Here is a 20707-nt window from a genome sequence, read left to right as displayed (position 1 = left end):
CGGAGCCGGGGTTATGGCTTGACCGGCAGGTTGGCCATGATGCTCCAACCGGACGGATAGGTGCTCAGGTACCCGCCACCCGATCCCGGGTAGGCCGCAATGTTCTTCGAGACGAAGCCGCCGGTGCCGCTGTTCATCCACACGTACATGTCGCGCGACGCGCTGGTCCAGAGGATGCCGTCGCCGCGGCTGGAGAACCGGTCGATGGCTGCGATCGAGTATCCCGGCGACACGCCGATGACCCGATATCCGGTCCGGGTGGCACCGTTCATCAGCCAATAGGCGAAGTTGTGGTCGACGTCGTCCATCCAGATCAGGTCTGCGCGCTGGTCGGCATCGATGTGGCCGCTGCCCACCAGTCGCCAGCCCGCCGGGTAACTGAGCGAGCGCGTGCTCTTGAAGCCGCCGTTGCTGGCGGTCGTCCAGATGTACAGGTCGCGCGCCGGGCTGGTCCATGCGATATCGGCCCGGCCATCGCCGTTGAAGTCACCGATTGCGCCGATGTAATACCCCGTCGCGATCGACATGGTCCGGCTGGACGCTACCGTGGTGCCCTGCATGATCCAGTACATGAACTCGTGGGTCGTCGCATTCAGCCATAGCAGGTCGTCGCTGCCGTCACCGTTGAGGTCGCCGGTACCCACGAGCGTCCAGCCGGCGCTGTAGTTGGGACCCTGCACCGACTGGTAGGCGTCGGCGCCATTGTTGATCCAGAAGAACAGGTCGTGCGCTCCGCTCGTCCAGATCAGGTCCGCGCTGCCGCTGCCGTCCAGATCGCCAACGGCGGCGATCCGGTAGCCGGTCGTCCCCGTGCGCGTGTTGGTCTGGGGCAGGAAGTTGGCCGTTTCGAGCATGGTCGTGAACGAGCCGGCGTTGTCCTGCAGCACGATGTCGGCCTGGCGATCACCGTTGAGGTCCATCACTGCACCACTCGCCGCGCTGACGAAGTTGGCCACCACCGGCATGGTCTGGTTGAGCGCCAGGGTCTGGTTCGCGACCGTCGGATCGCCGCAACGGTTGCCGTTGCACAACGTGATGTTCGGATTGGCGAAATAAGGCACAGGCTCCTGGTCGCCGGTCGAATAGGCCATGATCGTCGAGAAGCTGCCCGAGGCGAGCGTCCTGCGCCAGCCGTAGGCATAGCTGAAGGCACCCGGGTCGGGTGCATTCGCCTGGTCGTGGGCCAGGCCCATGTTGTGCCCCAACTCGTGCGCCAGGGTGGTATCCCGGCAGTAGGTATTAGTCGACGGATCCTCGCCATCGCCCACCGTCGAGTAGCCGTAGGGCGCAAAGCCGGTGGTGAACGTCACCTCGTTGGCACCGTTCAGATAGCCGAGGCCGCAGAACCCCCCCTGACCGCTCTGGGTATATGGACGGATCAGGCTGACCAGGTCGGCACCCAGCGCAGCGCGCCGGGCGCGCAACCCCGCCAGCGGGCCGCTGGAGGAAGTGTTGGTCATGTCATTCAACACCTGGCTGTTCGGACCGGTATCCGAGTAGCTCACCGCCATCGTCCCTACCAGCCGGATGTGGTAGTTGACCTTACTGTCGTCGTACGCCTGGTTGGCGACCGCGACGAGATAGCTCAATCGCGTCTGTACGGCCGAAATCGTGCCGTAGCGGGTGACCATGCCCGGCGTATAGGCCAGCAGCACGTCCACCGTGGACGACGCGGCCGCTGTGGCGTTGGCCTGCGGCTGCGCCGCCTGCGCGCCCGGCACGGATGTGCCGGCCTGCGGCGGGCGCGGGGCGATCAGATAATCGCGGCCGGGCGGCTCCTGCGCCGGGCCGCCGGTACCGAGCCTCGCCGCGCTCGCATCCCGCTGCACCATGTAGGTCTTGCCACCACTGGTGACCAGTCGGAACGGCTCGCCCTTCGCGGTCACCAGTGAACCGAAGGTGGCGTCCGGGCCCATGGTGATCACCACGCTGCGCTCGCCACCTGGCACCGACACCTTGCCGATCCAGGTCTCGATGCCTCCCGCCTGCTCGAGCAACCGGACCGTGCGGGCGTAGACCCTGCCCCCGTCTGGCTGTGGCAACCACATGCCACCTTCGGTCACGGCCGCCTGCGGCGCAGAGTGCTCTATCCGCACGGGGTAGTAGCGGTCCGTTCCCTTGATGAAACTCGCCTGGCCCCCGACCAGTGCGAAAGGATCCACCGGGGCGGCGGAAACAGCGCCCGACCCCAGCAACATGGCCAACACCAGCATCCTGTACATGGTTCACTCCTGTCCACAATGTGTGTGCCTCGTTACGCCAGGCACGGTGCGTGGCGCAGAGCATGACCACGGCCGGGTAGCCGTTTTGTGTAAAGCGGGCGGGACCATCGTGGTGGATCGCGTGAAGCGAATGTCTAGTGCATCTCGCGCAGGAACTCGCGCAGGAACGGCACGGTGATACGCCGCTTCGCCGCCAGCGAGGCCTGGTCGAGACGGTCGAGCAGGTCCAGCAGCGCGGCCAGGTCGCGCGCGTAGCGGGCGAACAGCCAGTCGAGCACCGCCTCGTCCAGGCCGATGCCGCGCGCGGCGGCCTGCTCCTTCAGCACGGCGCGACGTTCGGCATCGTCCAGCGGCTTGAGCGCGAACTGCGTGCAGGCGCCCAACCGCGAGCGCAGGTCCGGCAGGCCGACGCCGAGCTGCGCGGGCGCCTTGTCGGCGGCGAACAGCATCGCGCCGCCTTCGGCGCGCATCTGGTTGTACAGGTCGAACAGCGCGTGTTCGGTGGCGCGCTCGCCCGCCAGCACGCCCAGGTCGTCGATCGCCAGCAGCTCGCTGCTGCCTACGCCGCGCAGGGCGCCGATGTGGTCGTGCATGGCAGTGAGCGGCAGGTACTGCACACGCCGGCCGGCCGCGCTCGCGGCCTGGCAGGCGGCCAGCAGCAGGTGGCTGCGGCCGCTGCCGGCCGGGCCGTGCAGGTACACCCAGGGCGCACCCGGGGTCTCGGCCAGCGCCCTCACCGCCGCCAGCGCGGCAGCATTGGCGCCGGCGTGGAAGTGCTCGAAGCGCTGCCGGCGCGGCCAGCGCAGGGCGAGCGGCAACTGCGGGATCATGGCGGGCCGTCGCTTCCGGGGGTGCGCTGCGCGGGAACCGCCGCGCTGCCCTGCGCCGTGCCTTCGGGCGTATCCACCGTCACGTCGACCTCGGCGATCACCGGGTCGTCGTGCCCGGGCTCGGTGTAGAGCTCGCTCATGCGGTAGCGCTCGAGCAGGTAGCGCAGCAGCACCATGATCACCGAAGCCGCCGGCAGCGCCAGCAGCACGCCGAGGAAGCCGAACAGGTAGCCACCGGCGAGCACCGCGAAGATCACCGCCACCGGATGCAGGCCGATCTTGTCGCCGACCAGCTTGGGTACCAGCACGTAGCCTTCCAGCAACTGGCCAATCACGAACACGCCGCAGACCAGCAACGGATGCGCCCAATCGCCGTACTGCACCAGTGCGGCGATGATCGCCGCGCCGAAGCCGACCATGAAACCCAGGTACGGCACGAAGCTGAGCAGGCCGGCGACCATGCCGATCAGCGGACCGACCGACAGCCCCACCAGCGTCAGCGCCACGCCGTAGAAAATGCCCAGCGCCAGCATCACCAGTAACTGGCCGCGCACGAAGGCGCCGAGCACGGCGTCCGACTCGCGTGCCAGATGCGCGACGGTGGGTTGCACCGAGCGCGGCAGCACGCTGTCGATGTAGGCGATCAGCCGGTCCCAGTCGCGCAGCAGATAAAACGCCACCACCGGCACCAGCACCACGTTGGTCAGCCACATCACTGCACCCAGGCTCGAGCGCGAGACGGTGCCCAGCACGGTGGTCGCCACCGCGCCGATCGAGCCGATGTGCGCGCGGATCGCCGCCATCAGCCGGCTGGTGTCGAACGCGTCAGGGTCGAGGCTGAGCTTGCGCTGCACCCAGGGCAGCGCGGTGTTCTGGAACCAGTCGACGTAGCGCGGCAGGTTGTGGATCAGGTTGCCGATCTGGTCGGAGATCAGCGGCACGAGCAACAGCAGCGCGCCGACCAGCAGCAGCACCAGCACGAAGAACACGATGCTCACTGCCCAGGTGCGGTTCATGCCCAGCCGCTCCAGCCGGTCGGCCAGCGGGTCGCCCAGGTAGGCCAGCATGCCGGCGACGGCGAACGGCATCAGCACCGGCGCCAGCAGCCAGATCAGGAAGCCGATCACCAGCACGATCGCGAGCAGCTGCCAGCGGCGGGAAATGTCGTGGGTCACGGAGGGCCTCACTCGGTGGATGCCTTGATGCAGGGGCGCGTACCCGTGCACGAATGTTTGGCGTCCCGGGCGCGCACGGGCGCGCTCCAGCGGGAGATGCGGATCAGTGCAACCACTGCAGGCTGGCATCGGCCCCTGCGTGGGGCGCGCCCTGGATCACCCGGCCGCCCGCCGCCAGGCTGGCGGCCAGCGCCGCGGGTGGCATGCCGGCCTTGATGCCGAGCAGGAAGCCGTCGTTGTCGGCCGCCAGCGTGTTCACCTCGCGCACGGCCGGATTGCCGCGCAGCATTGCCAGCAGGTTGGCGTAAGCCTGCGCCGAATCGACCTTGCCCACCCACAGCTTGCCGCTGCTGATGCTTGCGCCGATGACGTTGAGCTGCGAGCCGAGGCGGTCGGCCATCGCCGTGCCCGCGTCGGTGAGCAGGGCATCGGCGCTGACCGCCTGGTCGCTCCACGAGAGCACCTTGCCGCCGGACACCAGGGTCCAATCCGCGCTGCCGCCCTTCAGGCTGCCGACCAGGATCAGTCCGGTGTGGTAGCGCTGGGTAATCATCGCAAGCGCGGTCGGATCGGCCGCCGCCACCGCCGATGCGTCCGGCAGGTGGGACGGGTCCGGCCAGGCCAGCGCATAGCCGCGCGCCGCGGCCGACTGCGCCAGGGCACCCAGCGCATCCTGGCCCAGCAGGCTGCCGTCGCTGCCGTGCACCAGCGCCAGCACCGGCGGCTTGACGCCCGCGGCCGGCACGCCGATCTGCGCGATCAGCCGGCGCACGGCGCCCGGGTCGAAGTTCACCTGCAGCACGATGCCGGTGCCGGCACGCTGGTACTGGAACTGCTGCACCAGGCCGGGCGCGCCCTTGAGGGCGTCGTCGTAGCCGGGCTTGTCGCGCAGGTCCTGGCCGCCGGCCACGCGCTCGAGCACCTGGCCCAGCGCCGTGGCGAAGGCCGCGTCGCGCTGCGCCTCGCTGGTATCGGTGACCGGCACCACCACCGCGTAGGGCGAGGCCGGCACCGGCGCCGGTACCTGCGCGTGCACTGCGGGAGCGAGGAAACCCAGCAGGAGGAAGGCAGACAGCAGGCGGGGCAGGCGCATGGGCTAAGGCTCGTCCGTGGGGGCTCGGATATCGTGGGAGTCTGCCCAATCCAGCCGGCAGCGTCCATCGACGCCGCACGCAGCAACCCGTTCCCAGCGGATCGAAGTGCCCGCGGAAAGCAGGCCGCGGAAGACGCCAACACGTCGCGTAACGGACCCGCGGCCGGCGCGGGCGGTGGCGTGCTGGTAGAATTGCGCGCTTTCCCCAGGCCGCCCTCCGCCATGTCCGACGCCCTCACCTACCGCGCCGCCGGCGTCGATATCGACGCGGGCAATGCCGTGGTCGAACGCATCAAGCCGCTGGTCAAGCGCACCTTCCGCCCCGAGGTGATGGGCGGGCTGGGCGGTTTCGGCGGGCTGTTCGACCTGGCCGGCCGCTACCGCGAACCGGTGCTGGTGTCCGGCACCGACGGCGTGGGCACCAAGCTCAAGCTCGCCCAGCAGTTGGGCCGGCACGACACGATCGGCATCGACCTGGTCGGCATGTGCGTGAACGACGTGCTGGTGCAGGGTGCCGAGCCGCTGTTCTTCCTGGACTACTTCGCCACCGGCAAGCTGGACGTGGACACCACCGTGGCGGTGGTCGGCGGCATCGCCAAGGGCTGCGAGCTGGCCGGCTGCGCACTGATCGGCGGCGAGACCGCCGAGATGCCGGACATGTATCCGCCGGGCGAGTACGACCTGGCCGGCTTCACGGTGGGCGCCGTGGAGAAGTCGCAGTTGCTCTCCGGCGAGGCCATCGTGAGCGGCGACGCGGTGCTCGGCGTGGCCTCCTCGGGTCCGCATTCGAACGGCTATTCGCTGATCCGCAGGATCGTCGAGCGCGCCGGCAGCCCGATGGACGTCGAGGTCGGCGGCGTGAAGCTGGCCGACGCGCTGATGGCGCCGACCACGATCTACGTCAAGCCGATGCTCGAGCTGCTCAAGAACCAGCCGGTCCACGGCATGGCGCACATCACCGGCGGCGGCCTGAAGGAAAACATCATCCGCGTGGTGCCCGAGGGCCTGGGCCTGGCGCTGCACGCCGACGCCATCGTGCTGCCGCCGGTGTTCGACTGGCTGATGCGCGAGGGCAAGGTGGCGCGCGAGGAAATGTGGCGCACGTTCAACTGCGGCGTGGGTTTCACGGTGATCCTCCCGCGCGACGCGGTCGATGCCGCGGCCGCGCTGCTCGCGAAACATGGGCTGGCCAGCCGCGTCATCGGCGAAGTGGTCAAGGCGCAGGGCGACGAACGCGTCCATATCGGTTGAGGACAGGCCGCGGTTCGCCCGGCGCCGAGACAGACATGCCCCACCCTCTCCGCATCGCCGTCCTCGCCTCCGGGCGCGGCAGCAACCTCGCCGCGCTGCTGGCTGCACGCGAGCGCGGCGAGCTGGCGGCCGAGTTCGTGCTGGTGGCCAGCGACAAGTCCAACGCCGGCGCGCTGCAACTGGCCGCGGACGCGGGCGTTCGCACGCTGGTGCTCGACCCGAAGGCGTACCCGGACCGCCGCGCGTTCGACCTCGACCTGTTCGGCAAGCTCGCCGCGAGCGGCGCCGAACTGATCGTGCTGGCCGGCTTCATGCGCATCCTGGACGGCGAGGCGATCGCGCCCTGGGCCGGGCGCATGCTCAACATCCATCCCTCGCTGCTGCCCAAGTACCGCGGCCTGCACACGCATCGCCGCGCGCTGGAAGCGGGCGACCTGGAGCATGGCGCCAGCGTGCATTTCGTGACGGCCGAGCTCGACGGCGGGCCGGTGGTGGCGCAAGCCATCCTGCCGGTCGCGCCGGGTGATGACGAGCACCGCCTCGCGCAACGCCTGCTGCCGCTGGAACACCGGCTGCTGCCGGCGGTCGTGGCGCTGATCGCCGCAGGCCGCCTGGCCTGGCGCGACGGCGGCCCCTGGTTCGACGGCGCGCCGCTGCCAGCGCCGCTGCGGCTGGGCCCGCATGGTCTGCTTAACGCCTGAACCCCAAGGTTCAGACAGCCGCGGGCACACTCGAACGCATGACCATCCGTCCCCTGTTCCGCTTCACCCTCGCGCTGGCGCTTTCCGCCGTCAGCGGCCTGGTCCTCGCCGCCCCGCCGAAGGCCTTCACCGCCACCTACCGCGTGCTGCGCGACGGCTCGCCGATGGGCGAGGCGACGGTGAGCCTCAAGCCGCTGGGCAACGGCCAGTGGGAATACAGCAAGCATGTGCGCGGCACCTCCGGCCTGGCCGCCATGCTGGGCGCCAATCTCGACGAGGTGTCGCACTTCCGCTGGAAGGGCGATGTGCCCGAGGCGGTCAGTTACGACTACCGGCTGGATGCGGCCATCAAGACGAAGCAGCGCCACGTCATGGTGGACTGGGGCAAGCACCAGGTCACCGTCGACGAGGGCAAGGGCGCGGTGACCTATCCGGCGCAGCCTGGCATGGTCGAGCGCAATACCACCGCGCTGGCGATCGGTCTGGCACTGCGCGACGGGCAGAAGCAGATCGCGCTACCGGTCGCGGTGAAGCAGGAAGTGGAAACGCAACGCTTCAAGGTCACCGGCAAGGAGAAGGTCACCGTGCCGGCCGGCGGCTTCGATGCCGTGCGGGTCGACCGCACCGACGCCGACCGCGGCTTCAGCGCCTGGTATGCGCCGGAGCGTTATCCGTTGCCGGTGAAGCTGTCGCAGAAGGACGGCGGCGACCTGACGATGGAGCTGGTGAGTTTCCGGTAAGTCCACCGTTGAGCCCTCTCCCCTCCGGGGAGAGGGTTGGGTGAGGGGCCGGGGCTCGCGGGAAAGGCAAAGGCGAAAAACAGGGCTCGCTTCGTAGCAGGCCGTGTCGCAAGAGCGCCCCCTCACCCCAGCCCTCTCCCCGGAGGGGAGAGGGAGCAAAGACTGGCTCGCTCCGTAGCAAGTTCGCAAGAGCGCTGCGAGGCCTCTCCCCAGAAGTGAGGAAACAGAAGCCTCAGTTCGGCAGGCGGCGGATCTTCGCCCCCAGCACGCCGAGCTTCTCCTCGATGTTCTCGTAGCCGCGGTCGATGTGGTACACGCGGTCGACCACGGTGTCGCCATGCGCCACCAGGCCGGCCAGCACCAGGCAGGCCGAGGCGCGCAGGTCGGTGGCCATGATCGGGGCGCCACTCATGTAGTCCACACCCTGGATGATCGCGGTGTTGCCTTCCAGGCGGATGTCCGCGCCCAGGCGCTTGAGCTCCTGCGCGTGCATGAAGCGGTTCTCGAACACCGTCTCGGTGATCACGCCCACGCCCTCGGCCACGCAGTTGAGCGCGGTGAACTGCGCCTGCATGTCGGTTGGAAAGGCCGGGTACGGCGCGGTGACGATGTTGACCGCCTTCGGCCGGCGCCCGCCCATGTCCAGCTCGATCCAGTCCGGCCCGGTGCAGATGTGCGCGCCGGCCTCGTCCAGCTTGGCCAGCACGGCGTCCAGGGTGTCGGCGCGGGCGCCGCGGGCGCGCACCTTGCCGCCGGTCATCGCCGCACCGACCAGGAAGGTGCCGGTCTCGATGCGGTCGGGCAACACCTCGTATTCGGCGCCGTCGAGGCGATCGACGCCGTGGATCACCAGCGTGGCCGTGCCGATGCCCTCGATCCGCGCGCCCATCGCCACCAGGCAATGGGCCAGGTCGACCACCTCCGGCTCCTGCGCCGCGTTCTCGATCACCGTAGTGCCTTCGGCCAGCGTGGCAGCCATCAGGATGTTCTCGGTGCCGGTGACGGTGACCATGTCCATGGCGATGCGCGCGCCTTTCAGGCGCTTGGCCTTCGCGCGGATGTAGCCGTTCTCCACGGTCACCTCGGCGCCCAGCGCCTGCAGGCCGCGGATGTGCTGGTCGACCGGGCGCGAGCCGATCGCGCAGCCGCCGGGCAGCGACACCTCCGCTTCGCCGAAGCGCGCCACCAGCGGCCCGAGCACCAGGATCGAGGCGCGCATCGTGCGCACCAGGTCGTACGGCGCCACGTGGCTTTCGATGGTGCGCGGGTCGACGTGCATCTTCATGCGGTCGTCCAGCACCAGGTTGACGCCCATGCGGCCGAGCAGTTCGATGAAGGTGGTCACGTCGTGCAGGTGCGGCACGTTGGAGATCGTCACCGGGCCGTCGGCCAGCAGGCAGGCGGCCAGGATCGGCAGCACGGCGTTCTTGGCGCCGGAAATGGCGACTTCGCCGTGGAGCGGCTCGCCGCCGCTGATCAGGATCTTGGCCATGAATGTCCTTCGTGGAATGCAGGAAGCCGGCGCAGTCTCAACGGCGCGCCGCGGCTTCCTCGGGAGTCAGCGTCTTCAGCGCCAGCGCATGGATCGCCCCGCCCATCAGCTCGCCCAGCGTGCCGTACACCATGCGGTGGCGCGCCAGCGGCAGCTTGCCGGCGAACTGGCTGGCCACCACGGTGGCTTCGAAGTGCACGCCGTCGTCGCCGCTGACCTGCGCGGTCGCGCCGGGCAGGCCGGTTTCGATCAGTGCCTGGATGCGGGCAGGGTCCATCGGAGGGTCCATCGGTGGCGCGCGGCGGTGCGGGATTCCCAACGCTTGATGAATCCGGTGCGCGGCCATATGACGTTAAAATGCGGATATGCCATGGTAATGGAAATCCCATGGCGCAGAAATGCCAACGGCTTCCCGCTGCCCACGAGACCCCATGAACGCACGCATCGCCCCGCCCGCCGCCAACCTCGATCCGGACGCCATCGCCCGCAGCGCACGCACGGTGATCGCCACCGAGGCGGCCGCGATCCGCGCGCTGGAGCCGCGCGTGGACGCCGACTTCGTGCAGGCCTGCCGGCTGATCCTGGCCTGCCGCGGGCGCCTGGTGGTCACCGGCATGGGCAAGTCCGGCCACGTCGGGCGCAAGATCGCCGCCACCCTGGCCTCCACCGGCACGCCATCGTTCTTCGTGCATCCGGGCGAGGCCAGCCACGGCGACCTGGGGATGATCCAGCCCGACGACGTGGTGCTCGCGCTGTCCAATTCCGGCGAGACCGACGAACTGCTGTTCATCCTGCCGGTGATCAAGCGCCAGGGCATTCCGCTGATCGCCATCACCGGCAACCCGAAGTCCTCGCTGGCGCACCAGGCCGACGTGCACCTGGACGCGAGCATCTCCAGCGAAGCCTGTCCGCTGGGCCTGGCGCCCACCGCCAGCACCACCGCGGCGCTGGTGATGGGCGACGCGCTGGCCATCGCGCTGCTCGAGGCGCGCGGCTTCACCGCCGAGGATTTCGCCCGTTCGCACCCGGCCGGCAGTCTCGGTCGCCGGTTGCTGCTGCACATCAGCGACATCATGCACACCGGCGAGGGCGTGCCGATGGTGGCGCCCGACGCCAGCCTCACCGAGGCGCTGATGGAGATGACCCGCAAGCATCTGGGCATGACCGCCGTGGTCGATGCGGAGCGGCGCCTGCTCGGCGTGTTCACCGACGGCGACCTGCGCCGCGCGCTGGACGACGAGGAGGTCAACCTGCGCGGCGCCAACGTCGAGGCGCTGATGACGCGCGGCCCCAAGACGATCACCTCGGACAAGCTGGCCATCGAAGCGGCGCAGCTGATGGAAAAGCACCAGATCCATGCCTTGCTGGTGGTCGACGAGCAGCAGCGCGTGGTCGGCGCCCTGAACATCCACGATCTGCTGCGCGCAAGGGTCGTCTGATTTGTCTCGACAAATCGGACAAATCAGGCAAGGTCGCTTTTGACGTTCTTCCACGACAGTTCCGAACCGTGCCCACTTCTTCCTACCTCGCCAACTTGCCCGCCGACCTGATCGCCCGCGCCACCGGCATTCGCCTGGTGGTGTTCGACGTGGACGGCACGCTCACCGACGGGCGCCTCTACTACGGCGAGGACGGTCGCGAGACCAAGGTGTTCTTCGTGCAGGACGGCCTGGGCCTGAAGCGCCTGCAGGTACACGGCGTGCAGGTGGCCATCATCAGCGCGCGGATCAGCCACCCGGTCGCGCTGCGCGCGGAGGAACTGGGCATCACGCACGTCTACCAGGGCCAGGGCGACAAGCGCGCCTGCCTGATGGAGCTGCTCGACGCATTGAAGCTCGCCCCCGAGCAGGTCGCCTTCGTCGGCGACGACCTGCCCGACCTGCCGGCCATGCGCGTGGTCGGCCTGGCGGTGGCGGTCGCCAACGCCCATCCGTGGGTGGTCGAGCAGGCGCACTGGACCACCGCCCGCGCCGGCGGCCAGGGCGGCGCACGCGAGGTGTGCGACCTGATCCTGCATGCGCAGGGCAAGGCCGGCAACGAGAAGGAGCGCTGGCGGTGAGGGAATGGCTGCGCGACCGCCGTCTGGCGGCGGCCATCGTCGTGGTCGCGCTGCTGGCTGGCGCCACCCAGTTGCTGCTGTGGTGGATCGGGCCGGCGCCGAAGGCCAACCCGTTCGTCGGACCGCCTCGTTCGGGCTACACGCTCACCGACTTCAAGCTCGTCCAGTACGGCACCGATGGCCTGCCCAGCTTCCTGATCGATGCACCGCGGCTGGAGCGGCGCGAGGGCGACGAGTCGCTGTACATCAACGCGCCCGATTTCCGCCTGCCCTCCAACCAGGCGGCGGTGCCCGATTGGCTCGGCCGCTCGCTGTACGGCTGGGTCAACCGCGACGGCACGCTGCTCAAGCTGCAGGGGCCGGTGCACATGGAACGAGCAGCGTTCGATGACACGCCGCGGACGACACTCGACACCTCCGAGGTCACGGCCTGGCCCAAGCAGAACCGCCTGGAGACCGCCGCCCCGGCGCAGTTGGTGCAGGGCGGCACTAGAATTCACGGCGTCGGCATGCGTGCCGACCTCAACGACAAACACCTGGAGCTGCTCGATGACGTCCATGCCACGTTCCCGCCTCGCCAGCGTGCGCGCTAGCTGCGCGCTGGCCCTGCTGGGCCTGCTCGTGCTGGCGCCGGCGCAGGCCAAGAAGACCGACCGCGACCAGCCGATGAACGTGGACGCGTCGCATTTCGATGGTTTCCAGAAACCCAACAGCGTGAGCACGCTGACCGGCAACGTGGTCATCACCCAGGGGTCGCTCAAGGCGACCGCCGACCACGGCAAGGTGTACTTCGACGCCAATAGCGAGATCAGCCGCGTGGTGCTGACCGGCAGCCCGGCGCACCTGCAGCAGTTGGACGACAACGGCAACCTGATGCAGGGCGAGGCGGCCACCATCGACTACCAGGTCACCAAGGACTTTGCGGTGCTGCAGGGTCATGCCTCGATCACCCAGCAAGGCCGCGGCGAAGCGCACGGCGACCGGCTCACCTACAACACGCAGACCAGCGAAATGACCGGCGACAGCGGCGGCGACGGCCGCGTGCACATGACCTTCAAGCCCAAGCCCAAGCCGGCTGCGACGGCTGCGCCGGCCGGCAGCGCCGCAGCGCCCGCCGGCAACGCAACGGCACCGGCCAGCAGCAGTCCGGCGCCGGCCACCAGCGCGTCGGCGCCCGCCCCCGCCACCAGCGCCGGGCATCCCTGACCGATGCTCGCTGCCGAAGGCCTGCAGAAACGCTACCGCTCGCGCCAGGTCGTGCGCGATTTCGGTTTTTCCATCCGCCAGGGCGAAGTGGTCGGCCTGCTCGGCCCCAACGGCGCCGGCAAGACCACCTGTTTCTACATGGTGGTGGGCCTGATCGAGGCCGATGGCGGCACCATCCGCCTCGACCGCCAGGACATCACCGGCCTGCCCATGCACGCCCGCGCGCGGATGGGTATCGGCTACCTGCCGCAGGAAGCCTCGGTGTTCCGCCGGCTCAGCGTGGCCGACAACATCATGGCGGTGCTGGAATTGCGCGAGGGTCTGGACGCGCGCCAGCGCAACGAGCAGCTGGAAGGCCTGCTGGACGAGCTGAAGATCGCGCACATCGCCGACCAGAAGGGCATCAGCCTTTCCGGCGGCGAGCGCCGACGCGTGGAGATCGCCCGCGCGCTGGCCGCGCAACCGCGCTACATGCTGCTGGACGAACCGTTCGCCGGCGTCGACCCGATCTCGGTCGGCGAGATCCAGCGCATCGTGCGGCACCTGAAGGAACGCGGCATCGGCGTGCTGATCACCGACCACAATGTCCGCGAGACGCTCGGCATCTGCGACCGCGCCTACATCCTGAACGACGGCGAGGTGCTCTCGCGCGGCACCCCCGCGCACATCCTCGCCGACGAAAAGGTGCGCGAGGTCTACCTGGGGCGCGAATTCAAGCTGTGACGCGGCGCCGGCGAATGCCGGCCACGACTATGGTCGCGTCACAGCCAGCGGGGTAGGATGACCCGCACGTTCCTCCCCAACGGCTGGCATGAAACCCGGACTGCAGTTCCGCCTCAACCAACAGCTCACCCTGACGCCGCAGTTGCAGCAGGCGATCCGGCTGTTGCAGCTCTCGCAGCTGGAGCTCGAGGCCGAACTGCGCCAGATCGCCGAGGGCAACCCGCTGCTGGAGTTCGAGGAGGAAGCCACTCCGGGCGAGGCCGAGGAAGAAAGCTTCACGGCCGCACCGGCCGAGGCGGCCACGGTCGACCATGACGTCGACGACGGCGCCGACTGGAGCGAGCCCGATGCGCCGGCCGAAGCGCCGATCGACTTCTCGCTCAGCGGCAGCGCCAGCGGCGCCGGCAGCCGCGGCGAAGAGGATTTCGAGCCGCAGAACGCCGCGCCCGAGACGCTGCAGGAACACCTGCTGTGGCAACTCAACCTGACGCCGCTGAACACCCGCCAGCGGCTCATCGCCACCATCATCATCGACGCGCTCAACGCTGACGGCTACCTCGCCGAGGGCCTCGACGGCGTGCTCGCCGCGCTGCCGGCCGACCTGGACGCCAGCGTCGAGGAAGTCGAGACGGTGCGCCGCCAGTTGCAGCGCTTCGATCCGACCGGCATCGCCAGCCTGGACCTGCGCGACTGTCTGCGCGTGCAGCTGGAACAGTTCGACGCTTCCACGCCGCATCGCGAGCTGGCGATGCAGATCGTCGCCGGCGAACTGGAACTGCTCGCCCGCAACGACGTCGCCAGGCTCGCGCGCAAGCTGCGCGCCAGCGAGGAGGACGTCGCCGCCGCCGCGCTGTTGATTCGCAGCCTCGACCCGCGCCCCGGCGCCGCACTGGATGCCACCCCGGTGGAGTACGTCGCGCCCGACGTCTACGCCTACAAGGAAGGCACGCGCTGGAAGGTCAGCCTCAACCCCGACTGCCAGCCGCGGCTGGGCCTCAACCAGCACTACTGCAGCCTGATCGCGCAGGCGCGCGGCGAGGACGCCAGCTGGATGCGCGGCCAGTTGCAGGAGGCGCGCTGGCTGATCAAGAGCCTCGAATCGCGCGCCGAGACGCTGCTGAAGGTCGCCGACGCCATCGTGCGCCGGCAGAGCGCCTTCCTCGACTACGGCCCCGAGGCGATGCACCCGCTGGTGCTGCGCGAGGTCGCCGAGGAGGTCGGCATGCACGAATCGACCATCTCGCGCGTGACCACGCGCAAATACATCCACACGCCGCGCGGCACCTACGAGTTGAAGTACTTCTTCTCCAGCGGCGTTTCCACCGAAGACGGCGGCGGCGCCTCGGCCACCGCCATCCAGGCCATGATCAAGAAGCTCATCGACGCCGAGGACACACGCAAGCCGCTGTCCGACCAGGCACTGGCCGAGGAGCTCAACCGCAAGGGCATCCAGGTGGCCCGCCGCACCGTGGCCAAGTACCGCGAGGCCCTGCGCATCCCCAGTTCCAGCGAGCGCCAGCGCGCCGGCTGAACAGGAGGACTTGGAACCGGCCAGAACGCTCCCATAGGAATGAGAGACCGGCGTGCCGCAAGACCACCGGCATGCTGACCCCGCCGCCCCACGGCGGCCTGTACCAGAGGAGGCGAACCATGCAGTTCCAACTCACCGGCCAGCAGATCGAAGTCACCCCCGCCCTGCGTGCACATGCCACGTCACGGCTCGATCGCCTGACCCGCCTCGACGAGAAATGCACCGGCCTGAGCATGGTGCTGTCGCTGGACAAGCTGCAGCACTGTGCCGATGCGACCCTGACCACCAATGGCGCCGCCCTGCACGCCGCGGCGTGCGGGGCCGACATGTACGCCTCCATCGACATGGTGTTCGACAAGCTGGCCGCGCAGCTGCGCCGCCACCGCGACAAGGTGACCGACAAGCACCCGCAGGAGGCGCGCGACGCGCGGCAGTTCGGCTGAACGGCCTGCATCCGGACGAAAGGGACCCGCCCTCGTGGCGGGTCTTTTTTGTCCGGAGCACAAGCTTTCGCGGGCCAAAGTGCCATGCCAGTCCCCGAGCCTTTCCCCGCGAACGCTGGGAGGTGCCGACAGTCGGATGAGGGCGCTTTTGGGCGCGATACCCGGGTGGGCCTTTCGCACGGCTTCATTCCCCATCTGCCCTTCGGGCACCTTCCCCCGTCAACGGGGGAAGGATCAAAAGTGCAGCGCCACGTCCCCGAGCTTCCCCTCGCGACCGCCGGGGAAGGATCAAAGGCGCAGCGCCACGTCCCCGAGCCTTCCCCCGCGACCGCCGGGGAAGGATCAAGGGCGCAGCGCCACGTCCCCGAGCCTTCCCCCGCGACCGCGGGGGAAGGTGCCGACAGGCGGATGGGGGCGCCCCTGCGACACCCGCTCATCCCGCCCCGTCCCGCATAGCTGGCACAATGCCACCCGTTGCCCGCCGGCAGGAAACACAGGCCTTGGAACGTCTCACCGCACGACAACTCTTCGACGGCGTCCATGAACGCATGGGGTTGCGCTGGGTTTCGGGCATGCGCGGCGAAGGACGCGTGATCGAGCCGGGCGCCACCGCCACCCGCCGTCCGTCGCTGATCGGCTACCTGAACGTGATCTACCCCAACAAGGTGCAGATCATCGGCACCGAGGAGCTCAACTGGCTCGACGGCCTGGACTCGCGCCAGCGCTGGGAGGCGATGCACAAGATCGCCGCCTACCAGCCGGTGGCGCTGATCGTGACCAAGGACCAGACCATCCCCTCCGATCTGCGCGAGGTGGCGGAGGAAACCCACACGCCGCTGTGGATCAGCGCCAAGCGCGGCCACGAGCTGCTGACCTGGATGCAGTACCACCTGGCGCGCCTGCTGGCGCCGCGCAGCACCCTGCACGGCGTGTTCCTGGAGGTGTTCTCCATCGGCGTGCTGATCACCGGCGAATCGGGTTCGGGCAAGAGCGAGCTGGCGCTGGAGCTGATCAGCCGCGGCCACCGCCTGGTCGCCGACGACGCCACCGAGTTCACCCTGATCGCGCCGGACGTGATCGACGGCACCTGCCCCGAGCTGCTGCAGGACCTGCTCGAAGTGCGCGGTCTGGGCGTGCTCAACGTGCGCGAGATGTTCGGCCACACCGCGGTCAAGCATTCCAAATACCTGCGCCTGGTGGTGCACCTGAAAACCCTGCGCGAAGGCGAGGACATCGACGCGATGACCCGCCTGACCGGCGACACCAGCCATCGCGAGATCCTCGAGGTATCCGTGCCGATGATCACCATCCCGGTGGCCCCTGGCCGCAACCTGGCGGTACTGGTGGAAGCGGCGGTGCGCCACCATATGCTCAAGAGCAAGGGCATCGATCCCGCGCAGACCTTCATCGACCGCCAGGCGCACCAGATGCGCCGGCTTCCGCCATGGTGAGCCCAGTGAACCCCCACGAGCCCGCGCCGCCCAGCAGCCTCAACGACCCGAACGCCGTGCATTTGGTGGTGCTCACCGGCATGTCCGGCGGCGGCAAGACGGTCGCGCTGCGCGCGCTGGAGGACCTGGAGTTCTACTGCGTCGACAACCTGCCCAGCGGCCTGCTGCCGCAACTGGTGCAGTCGGTGATGCAGAACGGCGGCGGGCGGCGGCGTCGCATCGCAGTGGGCGTGGACGTACGCAACCGCGGCGAGGACTTCGCCCACATGCCGCTGGTGCTCTCGGAACTCGCTGCCGCCGGCGTGCACGTGCATCTGGTGTTCCTGGACTGCCGCGACGAGGTGCTGATCAAGCGCTATTCGGAGACCCGCCGCCGCCATCCGCTCGCGCTGCGCGGCGTCTCGCTGGCCGATGCCATCGCGGAGGAGCGCCGCCTGCTGCGTCCGCTGGTCGGCATCGCGGAAAAGGTGATCGATTCGAGCGAGCTCAACGTGCACCAGTTGCGCCGGCTGATCGCCACCGGCTACGCAGCGGCCACCGAAGGCCTCACGCTGATGTTCCAGTCCTTCGCCTTCCGCCGCGGGCTGCCGCTGGATTCCGACTTCGTGTTCGACGCACGCTGCCTGCCCAATCCGCACTGGCAGCCCGAGCTGCGTCCGCTCTCGGGCAAGGACGCGCCGGTGCGCGAATTCCTCGAGGCCGAACCGATGGTCGGCGAGTACTTCGCCGACACCGCCCGCTGGCTCGATGCCTGGCTGCCGCGCTTCGAACAGGACGACCGCAGCTACGTCACCATCTCGGTCGGCTGCACCGGCGGACGGCACCGCTCGGTGTACCTGGTCGAGCGCCTGGCCGCGCACTACCGCGCCAGGCGCGAAGGCGTGCTGACCTTCCATCGTGAACTCGAATGATGGCCATCTTCCCTCCCTCCCGTGGAGCGCGGCCATGAGCGTCGGCGTCCTCCTGATGACCCACGAGGCGGTCGGCAAGGCACTGATCTCCGCCGCCCACCACGTCATGCCCAAGCTTCCCTTGAAGGTCGAGGCGGTGGAGGTGCCGGCGCACGCCGACCCGGACGTGATGCGCACACTCACCGCCCACCACGCGCGCGAGCTCGACCAGGGCGACGGCGTGCTGGTGCTGGCCGACCTCTACGGCGCCACGCCCTGCAACATCGGCCTGTCGCTCGCGGCGCTCGGCGTGCGGTTGCGTTGTGTGTCCGGGCTCAACCTTCCGATGCTGCTGCGCGTGCTCAACTACGCCGAGAAGCCCTTGGACGAACTGGCACAGGTGGCCGCCCATGGTGGCCGCGGGGGAATCTTCATCGACCATGCTTGAACAGGAAATCACCGTCTCCAACAAGCTCGGCCTGCACGCGCGCGCCTCGGCCAAGCTGGTGCAGCTGGTGCAGGGCTTCAAATCCACCGTGTGGCTGGTCAGCAAGGGCCGCGAGGTCAACGCGCAGAGCATCATGGGCGTGATGATGCTTTCGGCCGGCATCGGCACGCCGCTCACCGTGCGCGCCGACGGCCCCGACGAGGTGCAGGCACTCACCGCCGTCATCGCGCTGTTCGAGCGCAAGTTCGACGAGGGCGCATAAGGTGAGAGCGGGGAACGGCGAAAGGGGAGCGGGGAACGTGCGGGACCGCGCAAGCGGGACCGCCTTCGCTTCGGCCGCTACGTGCAGATGCCTGGCTGGGTGCCGCACGCCGCATGTTCCCCGTTCCCCGTTCCCCGTTCCCGGTGGCCGCGGAGCCGCCCCATGAGGCAACTGCTGCCCGGCACCGCCGCCTCCAAGGGCATGGCCCTGGGCCGCGCGCGGCTGGTGCAGCCGAGCCGCTACCTGGTCGACACCCGGCCGCTGGCCGAGGACGAGGTCGAGGGCGAACTGGAAAACCTCCACCGCGCGCTCGACACCGCTCGGCAGGAGCTGCACGAGTTGCGCGGCCGCCTGCACGGCGCGCTCGCCCGCGAGGTCAACGAGTTCATCGACGCGCACAGCCTGCTGCTGGACGACAAGGAGCTGCTGCGCGGCCTGGACGACCTGATCCGCGTTGGCCACTACCGCGCCGGCGTGGCTCTCAAGAAGCAGCGCGACCGCCTGGCCAAGGTGTTCGAGGCGATGGACGATCCGTACCTGCGCAGCCGCCGCGAGGACGTCGATCAGGTCATCAACCGGGTGATCTCCGCGCTGCAGCGCCAGACCAGCCGCGAGGAACGCAAGCTCGCCGCGCGCGTGGGCGAGATCCTGGTCGCCGACACCATCGCGCCGGCCGACATGGCGCACCTGGTCGGCAACGGGCTGCTGGGCGTGGTGGCGAGCTCGGGCAGCCCCTATTCGCACAGCGCGATCCTGGCGCGCAGCCTGGACCTGCCGATGCTGGTCGGCACGCGCGACGCGCTGGCCACCATCCATGACGACGACCTGATCCTGCTCGACGCCGAGCGCGCCGAGACCATCGTCCACCCGACCGCCCAGGACCTGGCCCGCTATCGCGCCTGGCAGCGCGAGGCCGCGGCCGAGGGCCGGCGCCTGGCCAAGCTCGCCAACGCGCCCACGCGTACCCGCGACGGCGTGCCGGTCAAGCTGTTCGCCAACGCCGAGACCGCCACCGACATCGCCATGGCGCGCGCCCGCGGCGCCGATGGCGTGGGCCTGTACCGCACCGAGTTCCTATTCCTCAAGCACAAGGGGCTGCCCTCGGAAGACGAGCAGTTCAACGCCTACCGCGACCTGGTGCTCGGCATGGGCGGCCTGCCGGTCACCATCCGCACGCTCGACCTCGGCGCCGACAAGGCCGACGCCGCGGGCCTGGCCCTGCGCGGCGAGGACAACCCGGCGCTGGGCGTGCGCGGCGTGCGCCTGTCGCTGCGTTATCCGGCGGTGTTCACCACGCAGATCCGCGCCATCCTGCGCGCCGCCTGTTACGGCCCGGTGCGCGTGCTGGTGCCGATGGTCACCCAGCCGGACGAACTGATCGCCGTGCGCACGCTGTTCAAGCTGGCGCGCGAGGATCTCAAGCACGAGAACGTCGACCTGCCCGAGAAGCTGCCGCTGGGCGCGATGGTCGAAGTGCCCGCCGCCGCGCTCAACGTGCGCGCGCTGCTGGAGCACGCCGACTTCCTCGCCATCGGCACCAACGACCTGGCCCAGTACGTGCTCGCCGCCGACCGCGGCAACGACGGCCTGGAGAACATCTACAACCCGCTGCAGCCGGCGCTGCTGCGCCTGATCGCCTACGTCATCGCCGCCGGCCGCCGCGCCGGCAAGCCGGTGAGCCTGTGCGGCGAGATCGGCGGCGACGTCGGCTTCACCGCCCTGCTGCTGGCGCTGGGCCTGTGCGAATACAGCATGCACCCCAGCCAGATCCTGCACGTGCGCGACCGCCTCGCCACCCTCGACCACGCCGCCCTGCGCCGCCAGGCAACGCGCCTGCTCCGTGCGCACACGCACGAAGAGGTGGAGGCTTTGCTGGCGCAGCTCGCCGACGGGGCATGATCGATTCATGAGCGGGCAACTGCTCGCGAAGCGGAGCCCTGCTACGGCCCGCAAGCTTATCCATCGAGCGGATCTGCCCTGCCTGCCGGTTTGGTGGATGGTCCCAGCCGAAGCATGCGATCCGCGTCCATGACTATTCCCACGACGCATCTTGAACCGGGCCAGACGGAGACTTCCACGTACCGCTTTTGAGGGCGCGTGATGTAGGCACGGGAACCGTACCGCGTCCATGTCCAACCGGCCAGTTCCATGAGCTTCCGCCGAAGGGCAGCTTCATCGACACAACCAGGC

At 69.2% G+C, this 20707-nt stretch carries 21 protein-coding genes; 15 read left to right on the top strand and 6 right to left on the bottom strand.

From position 1 onward, the window contains the following. Positions 1-11 precede the first annotated feature (11 nt). The 4 genes from AAIL17_RS06040 to AAIL17_RS06025 all read right to left on the bottom strand — a co-directional run bounded on the left by AAIL17_RS06040 (position 12) and on the right by AAIL17_RS06025 (position 5320). Positions 12-2222: a reprolysin-like metallopeptidase gene (locus AAIL17_RS06040; RefSeq protein ID WP_424681921.1), complete on the bottom strand. Its 2211-nt coding sequence runs from the start codon at positions 2220-2222 to the stop codon at positions 12-14. 134 nt (positions 2223-2356) lie between these two features. Further along, positions 2357-3052, bottom strand: a complete 696-nt coding sequence (gene hda / locus AAIL17_RS06035; RefSeq protein ID WP_424681920.1) for a DnaA regulatory inactivator Hda — start codon at positions 3050-3052, stop codon at positions 2357-2359. Then, on the bottom strand, positions 3049-4227 hold the full coding sequence (locus AAIL17_RS06030; RefSeq protein WP_424681919.1) for an AI-2E family transporter: 1179 nt from the start codon (positions 4225-4227) through the stop codon (positions 3049-3051). Before AAIL17_RS06030 ends, hda begins: the two co-directional genes overlap by 4 nt. Positions 4228-4330: 103 nt before the next feature. Next, positions 4331-5320: a DUF2066 domain-containing protein gene (locus AAIL17_RS06025; RefSeq protein WP_424681918.1), complete on the bottom strand. Its 990-nt coding sequence runs from the start codon at positions 5318-5320 to the stop codon at positions 4331-4333. A 222-nt stretch (positions 5321-5542) separates the two neighbouring features. Between AAIL17_RS06025 and purM the strand changes: the two genes are divergently transcribed. The 3 genes from purM to AAIL17_RS06010 are packed head-to-tail and all read left to right on the top strand — an operon-like array spanning position 5543 to position 8012. Further along, on the top strand, positions 5543-6571 hold the full coding sequence (purM, locus tag AAIL17_RS06020; protein WP_424681917.1) for a phosphoribosylformylglycinamidine cyclo-ligase: 1029 nt from the start codon (positions 5543-5545) through the stop codon (positions 6569-6571). 35 nt (positions 6572-6606) lie between these two features. Continuing rightward, positions 6607-7272: a phosphoribosylglycinamide formyltransferase gene (gene purN / locus AAIL17_RS06015; protein WP_424681916.1), complete on the top strand. Its 666-nt coding sequence runs from the start codon at positions 6607-6609 to the stop codon at positions 7270-7272. A 38-nt stretch (positions 7273-7310) separates the two neighbouring features. Beyond that, on the top strand, positions 7311-8012 hold the full coding sequence (locus AAIL17_RS06010; protein ID WP_424681915.1) for a DUF3108 domain-containing protein: 702 nt from the start codon (positions 7311-7313) through the stop codon (positions 8010-8012). A 232-nt stretch (positions 8013-8244) separates the two neighbouring features. Here AAIL17_RS06010 and murA read toward each other — a convergent pair whose 3' ends face one another. Next, positions 8245-9504, bottom strand: coding sequence for a UDP-N-acetylglucosamine 1-carboxyvinyltransferase (gene murA / locus AAIL17_RS06005; RefSeq protein WP_424681914.1), 1260 nt, complete (start codon positions 9502-9504; stop codon positions 8245-8247). A 37-nt stretch (positions 9505-9541) separates the two neighbouring features. Then, entirely contained in the window at positions 9542-9781 is a 240-nt protein-coding gene (locus tag AAIL17_RS06000) for a BolA family protein (RefSeq protein ID WP_424681913.1), read from the bottom strand. 154 nt (positions 9782-9935) lie between these two features. Between AAIL17_RS06000 and AAIL17_RS05995 the strand changes: the two genes are divergently transcribed. From AAIL17_RS05995 to ptsP, 12 genes are all read left to right on the top strand, one after another. Then, positions 9936-10943, top strand: coding sequence for a KpsF/GutQ family sugar-phosphate isomerase (locus tag AAIL17_RS05995; RefSeq protein ID WP_424681912.1), 1008 nt, complete (start codon positions 9936-9938; stop codon positions 10941-10943). A gap of 68 nt (positions 10944-11011) precedes the next feature. Next, a complete protein-coding gene (locus AAIL17_RS05990) occupies positions 11012-11563 on the top strand; it encodes a KdsC family phosphatase (protein WP_424681911.1) in 552 nt (183 codons plus the stop codon). After that, positions 11554-12156, top strand: a complete 603-nt coding sequence (lptC, locus tag AAIL17_RS05985) for an LPS export ABC transporter periplasmic protein LptC (RefSeq protein WP_424681948.1) — start codon at positions 11554-11556, stop codon at positions 12154-12156. The genes AAIL17_RS05990 and lptC overlap by 10 nt, the downstream gene beginning before the upstream one ends. Next, positions 12122-12769 (top strand): lipopolysaccharide transport periplasmic protein LptA, encoded by a 648-nt coding sequence (gene lptA / locus AAIL17_RS05980; protein ID WP_424681910.1) that lies wholly within the window; start codon positions 12122-12124, stop codon positions 12767-12769. Before lptC ends, lptA begins: the two co-directional genes overlap by 35 nt. Before the next feature lie 3 nt (positions 12770-12772). Continuing rightward, complete coding sequence (gene lptB, locus AAIL17_RS05975) at positions 12773-13492, top strand: LPS export ABC transporter ATP-binding protein (RefSeq protein WP_424681909.1); 720 nt, start codon at positions 12773-12775, stop codon at positions 13490-13492. Positions 13493-13580: 88 nt separating this feature from the next. After that, positions 13581-15023, top strand: a complete 1443-nt coding sequence (locus tag AAIL17_RS05970) for an RNA polymerase factor sigma-54 (RefSeq protein WP_424681908.1) — start codon at positions 13581-13583, stop codon at positions 15021-15023. A 119-nt stretch (positions 15024-15142) separates the two neighbouring features. Continuing rightward, positions 15143-15466, top strand: a complete 324-nt coding sequence (gene hpf, locus AAIL17_RS05965; protein WP_424681907.1) for a ribosome hibernation-promoting factor, HPF/YfiA family — start codon at positions 15143-15145, stop codon at positions 15464-15466. Between the two features lie 500 nt (positions 15467-15966). Then, on the top strand, positions 15967-16917 hold the full coding sequence (hprK, locus tag AAIL17_RS05960; protein ID WP_424681906.1) for an HPr(Ser) kinase/phosphatase: 951 nt from the start codon (positions 15967-15969) through the stop codon (positions 16915-16917). After that, complete coding sequence (gene rapZ / locus AAIL17_RS05955; RefSeq protein ID WP_424681905.1) at positions 16911-17828, top strand: RNase adapter RapZ; 918 nt, start codon at positions 16911-16913, stop codon at positions 17826-17828. The genes hprK and rapZ overlap by 7 nt, the downstream gene beginning before the upstream one ends. Before the next feature lie 34 nt (positions 17829-17862). After that, positions 17863-18255, top strand: a complete 393-nt coding sequence (locus AAIL17_RS05950; RefSeq protein ID WP_424681904.1) for a PTS sugar transporter subunit IIA — start codon at positions 17863-17865, stop codon at positions 18253-18255. Next, complete coding sequence (locus AAIL17_RS05945; RefSeq protein ID WP_424681903.1) at positions 18248-18517, top strand: HPr family phosphocarrier protein; 270 nt, start codon at positions 18248-18250, stop codon at positions 18515-18517. Before AAIL17_RS05950 ends, AAIL17_RS05945 begins: the two co-directional genes overlap by 8 nt. A 162-nt stretch (positions 18518-18679) precedes the next feature. Beyond that, entirely contained in the window at positions 18680-20416 is a 1737-nt protein-coding gene (ptsP, locus tag AAIL17_RS05940) for a phosphoenolpyruvate--protein phosphotransferase (protein ID WP_424681902.1), read from the top strand. Positions 20417-20707 lie beyond the last annotated feature (291 nt).

The sequence above is a fragment of the Frateuria sp. YIM B11624 genome (genome assembly GCF_049727805.1).
Lineage (GTDB): Bacteria > Pseudomonadota > Gammaproteobacteria > Xanthomonadales > Rhodanobacteraceae > Frateuria_A.
Note: the sequence above shows the minus strand (reverse complement) of the source record. Positions and strands in the feature narration are given on the sequence as shown.

Coding starts and splice junctions, on each gene's coding strand:
- AAIL17_RS05970 (WP_424681908.1), top strand. CDS start 13,581: ATGAAACCCGGACTGCAGTTCCGCCTCAACCAACAGCTCACCCTGACG.
- AAIL17_RS05995 (WP_424681912.1), top strand. CDS start 9,936: ATGAACGCACGCATCGCCCCGCCCGCCGCCAACCTCGATCCGGACGCC.
- lptB (WP_424681909.1), top strand. CDS start 12,773: ATGCTCGCTGCCGAAGGCCTGCAGAAACGCTACCGCTCGCGCCAGGTC.
- ptsP (WP_424681902.1), top strand. CDS start 18,680: ATGAGGCAACTGCTGCCCGGCACCGCCGCCTCCAAGGGCATGGCCCTG.
- AAIL17_RS05945 (WP_424681903.1), top strand. CDS start 18,248: ATGCTTGAACAGGAAATCACCGTCTCCAACAAGCTCGGCCTGCACGCG.
- hpf (WP_424681907.1), top strand. CDS start 15,143: ATGCAGTTCCAACTCACCGGCCAGCAGATCGAAGTCACCCCCGCCCTG.
- murA (WP_424681914.1), bottom strand. CDS start 9,504: ATGGCCAAGATCCTGATCAGCGGCGGCGAGCCGCTCCACGGCGAAGTC.
- rapZ (WP_424681905.1), top strand. CDS start 16,911: ATGGTGAGCCCAGTGAACCCCCACGAGCCCGCGCCGCCCAGCAGCCTC.
- AAIL17_RS05950 (WP_424681904.1), top strand. CDS start 17,863: ATGAGCGTCGGCGTCCTCCTGATGACCCACGAGGCGGTCGGCAAGGCA.
- AAIL17_RS06040 (WP_424681921.1), bottom strand. CDS start 2,222: ATGTACAGGATGCTGGTGTTGGCCATGTTGCTGGGGTCGGGCGCTGTT.
- purM (WP_424681917.1), top strand. CDS start 5,543: ATGTCCGACGCCCTCACCTACCGCGCCGCCGGCGTCGATATCGACGCG.
- AAIL17_RS06010 (WP_424681915.1), top strand. CDS start 7,311: ATGACCATCCGTCCCCTGTTCCGCTTCACCCTCGCGCTGGCGCTTTCC.
- AAIL17_RS06000 (WP_424681913.1), bottom strand. CDS start 9,781: ATGGACCCTGCCCGCATCCAGGCACTGATCGAAACCGGCCTGCCCGGC.
- hda (WP_424681920.1), bottom strand. CDS start 3,052: ATGATCCCGCAGTTGCCGCTCGCCCTGCGCTGGCCGCGCCGGCAGCGC.
- purN (WP_424681916.1), top strand. CDS start 6,607: ATGCCCCACCCTCTCCGCATCGCCGTCCTCGCCTCCGGGCGCGGCAGC.
- lptA (WP_424681910.1), top strand. CDS start 12,122: ATGCCACGTTCCCGCCTCGCCAGCGTGCGCGCTAGCTGCGCGCTGGCC.
- AAIL17_RS06025 (WP_424681918.1), bottom strand. CDS start 5,320: ATGCGCCTGCCCCGCCTGCTGTCTGCCTTCCTCCTGCTGGGTTTCCTC.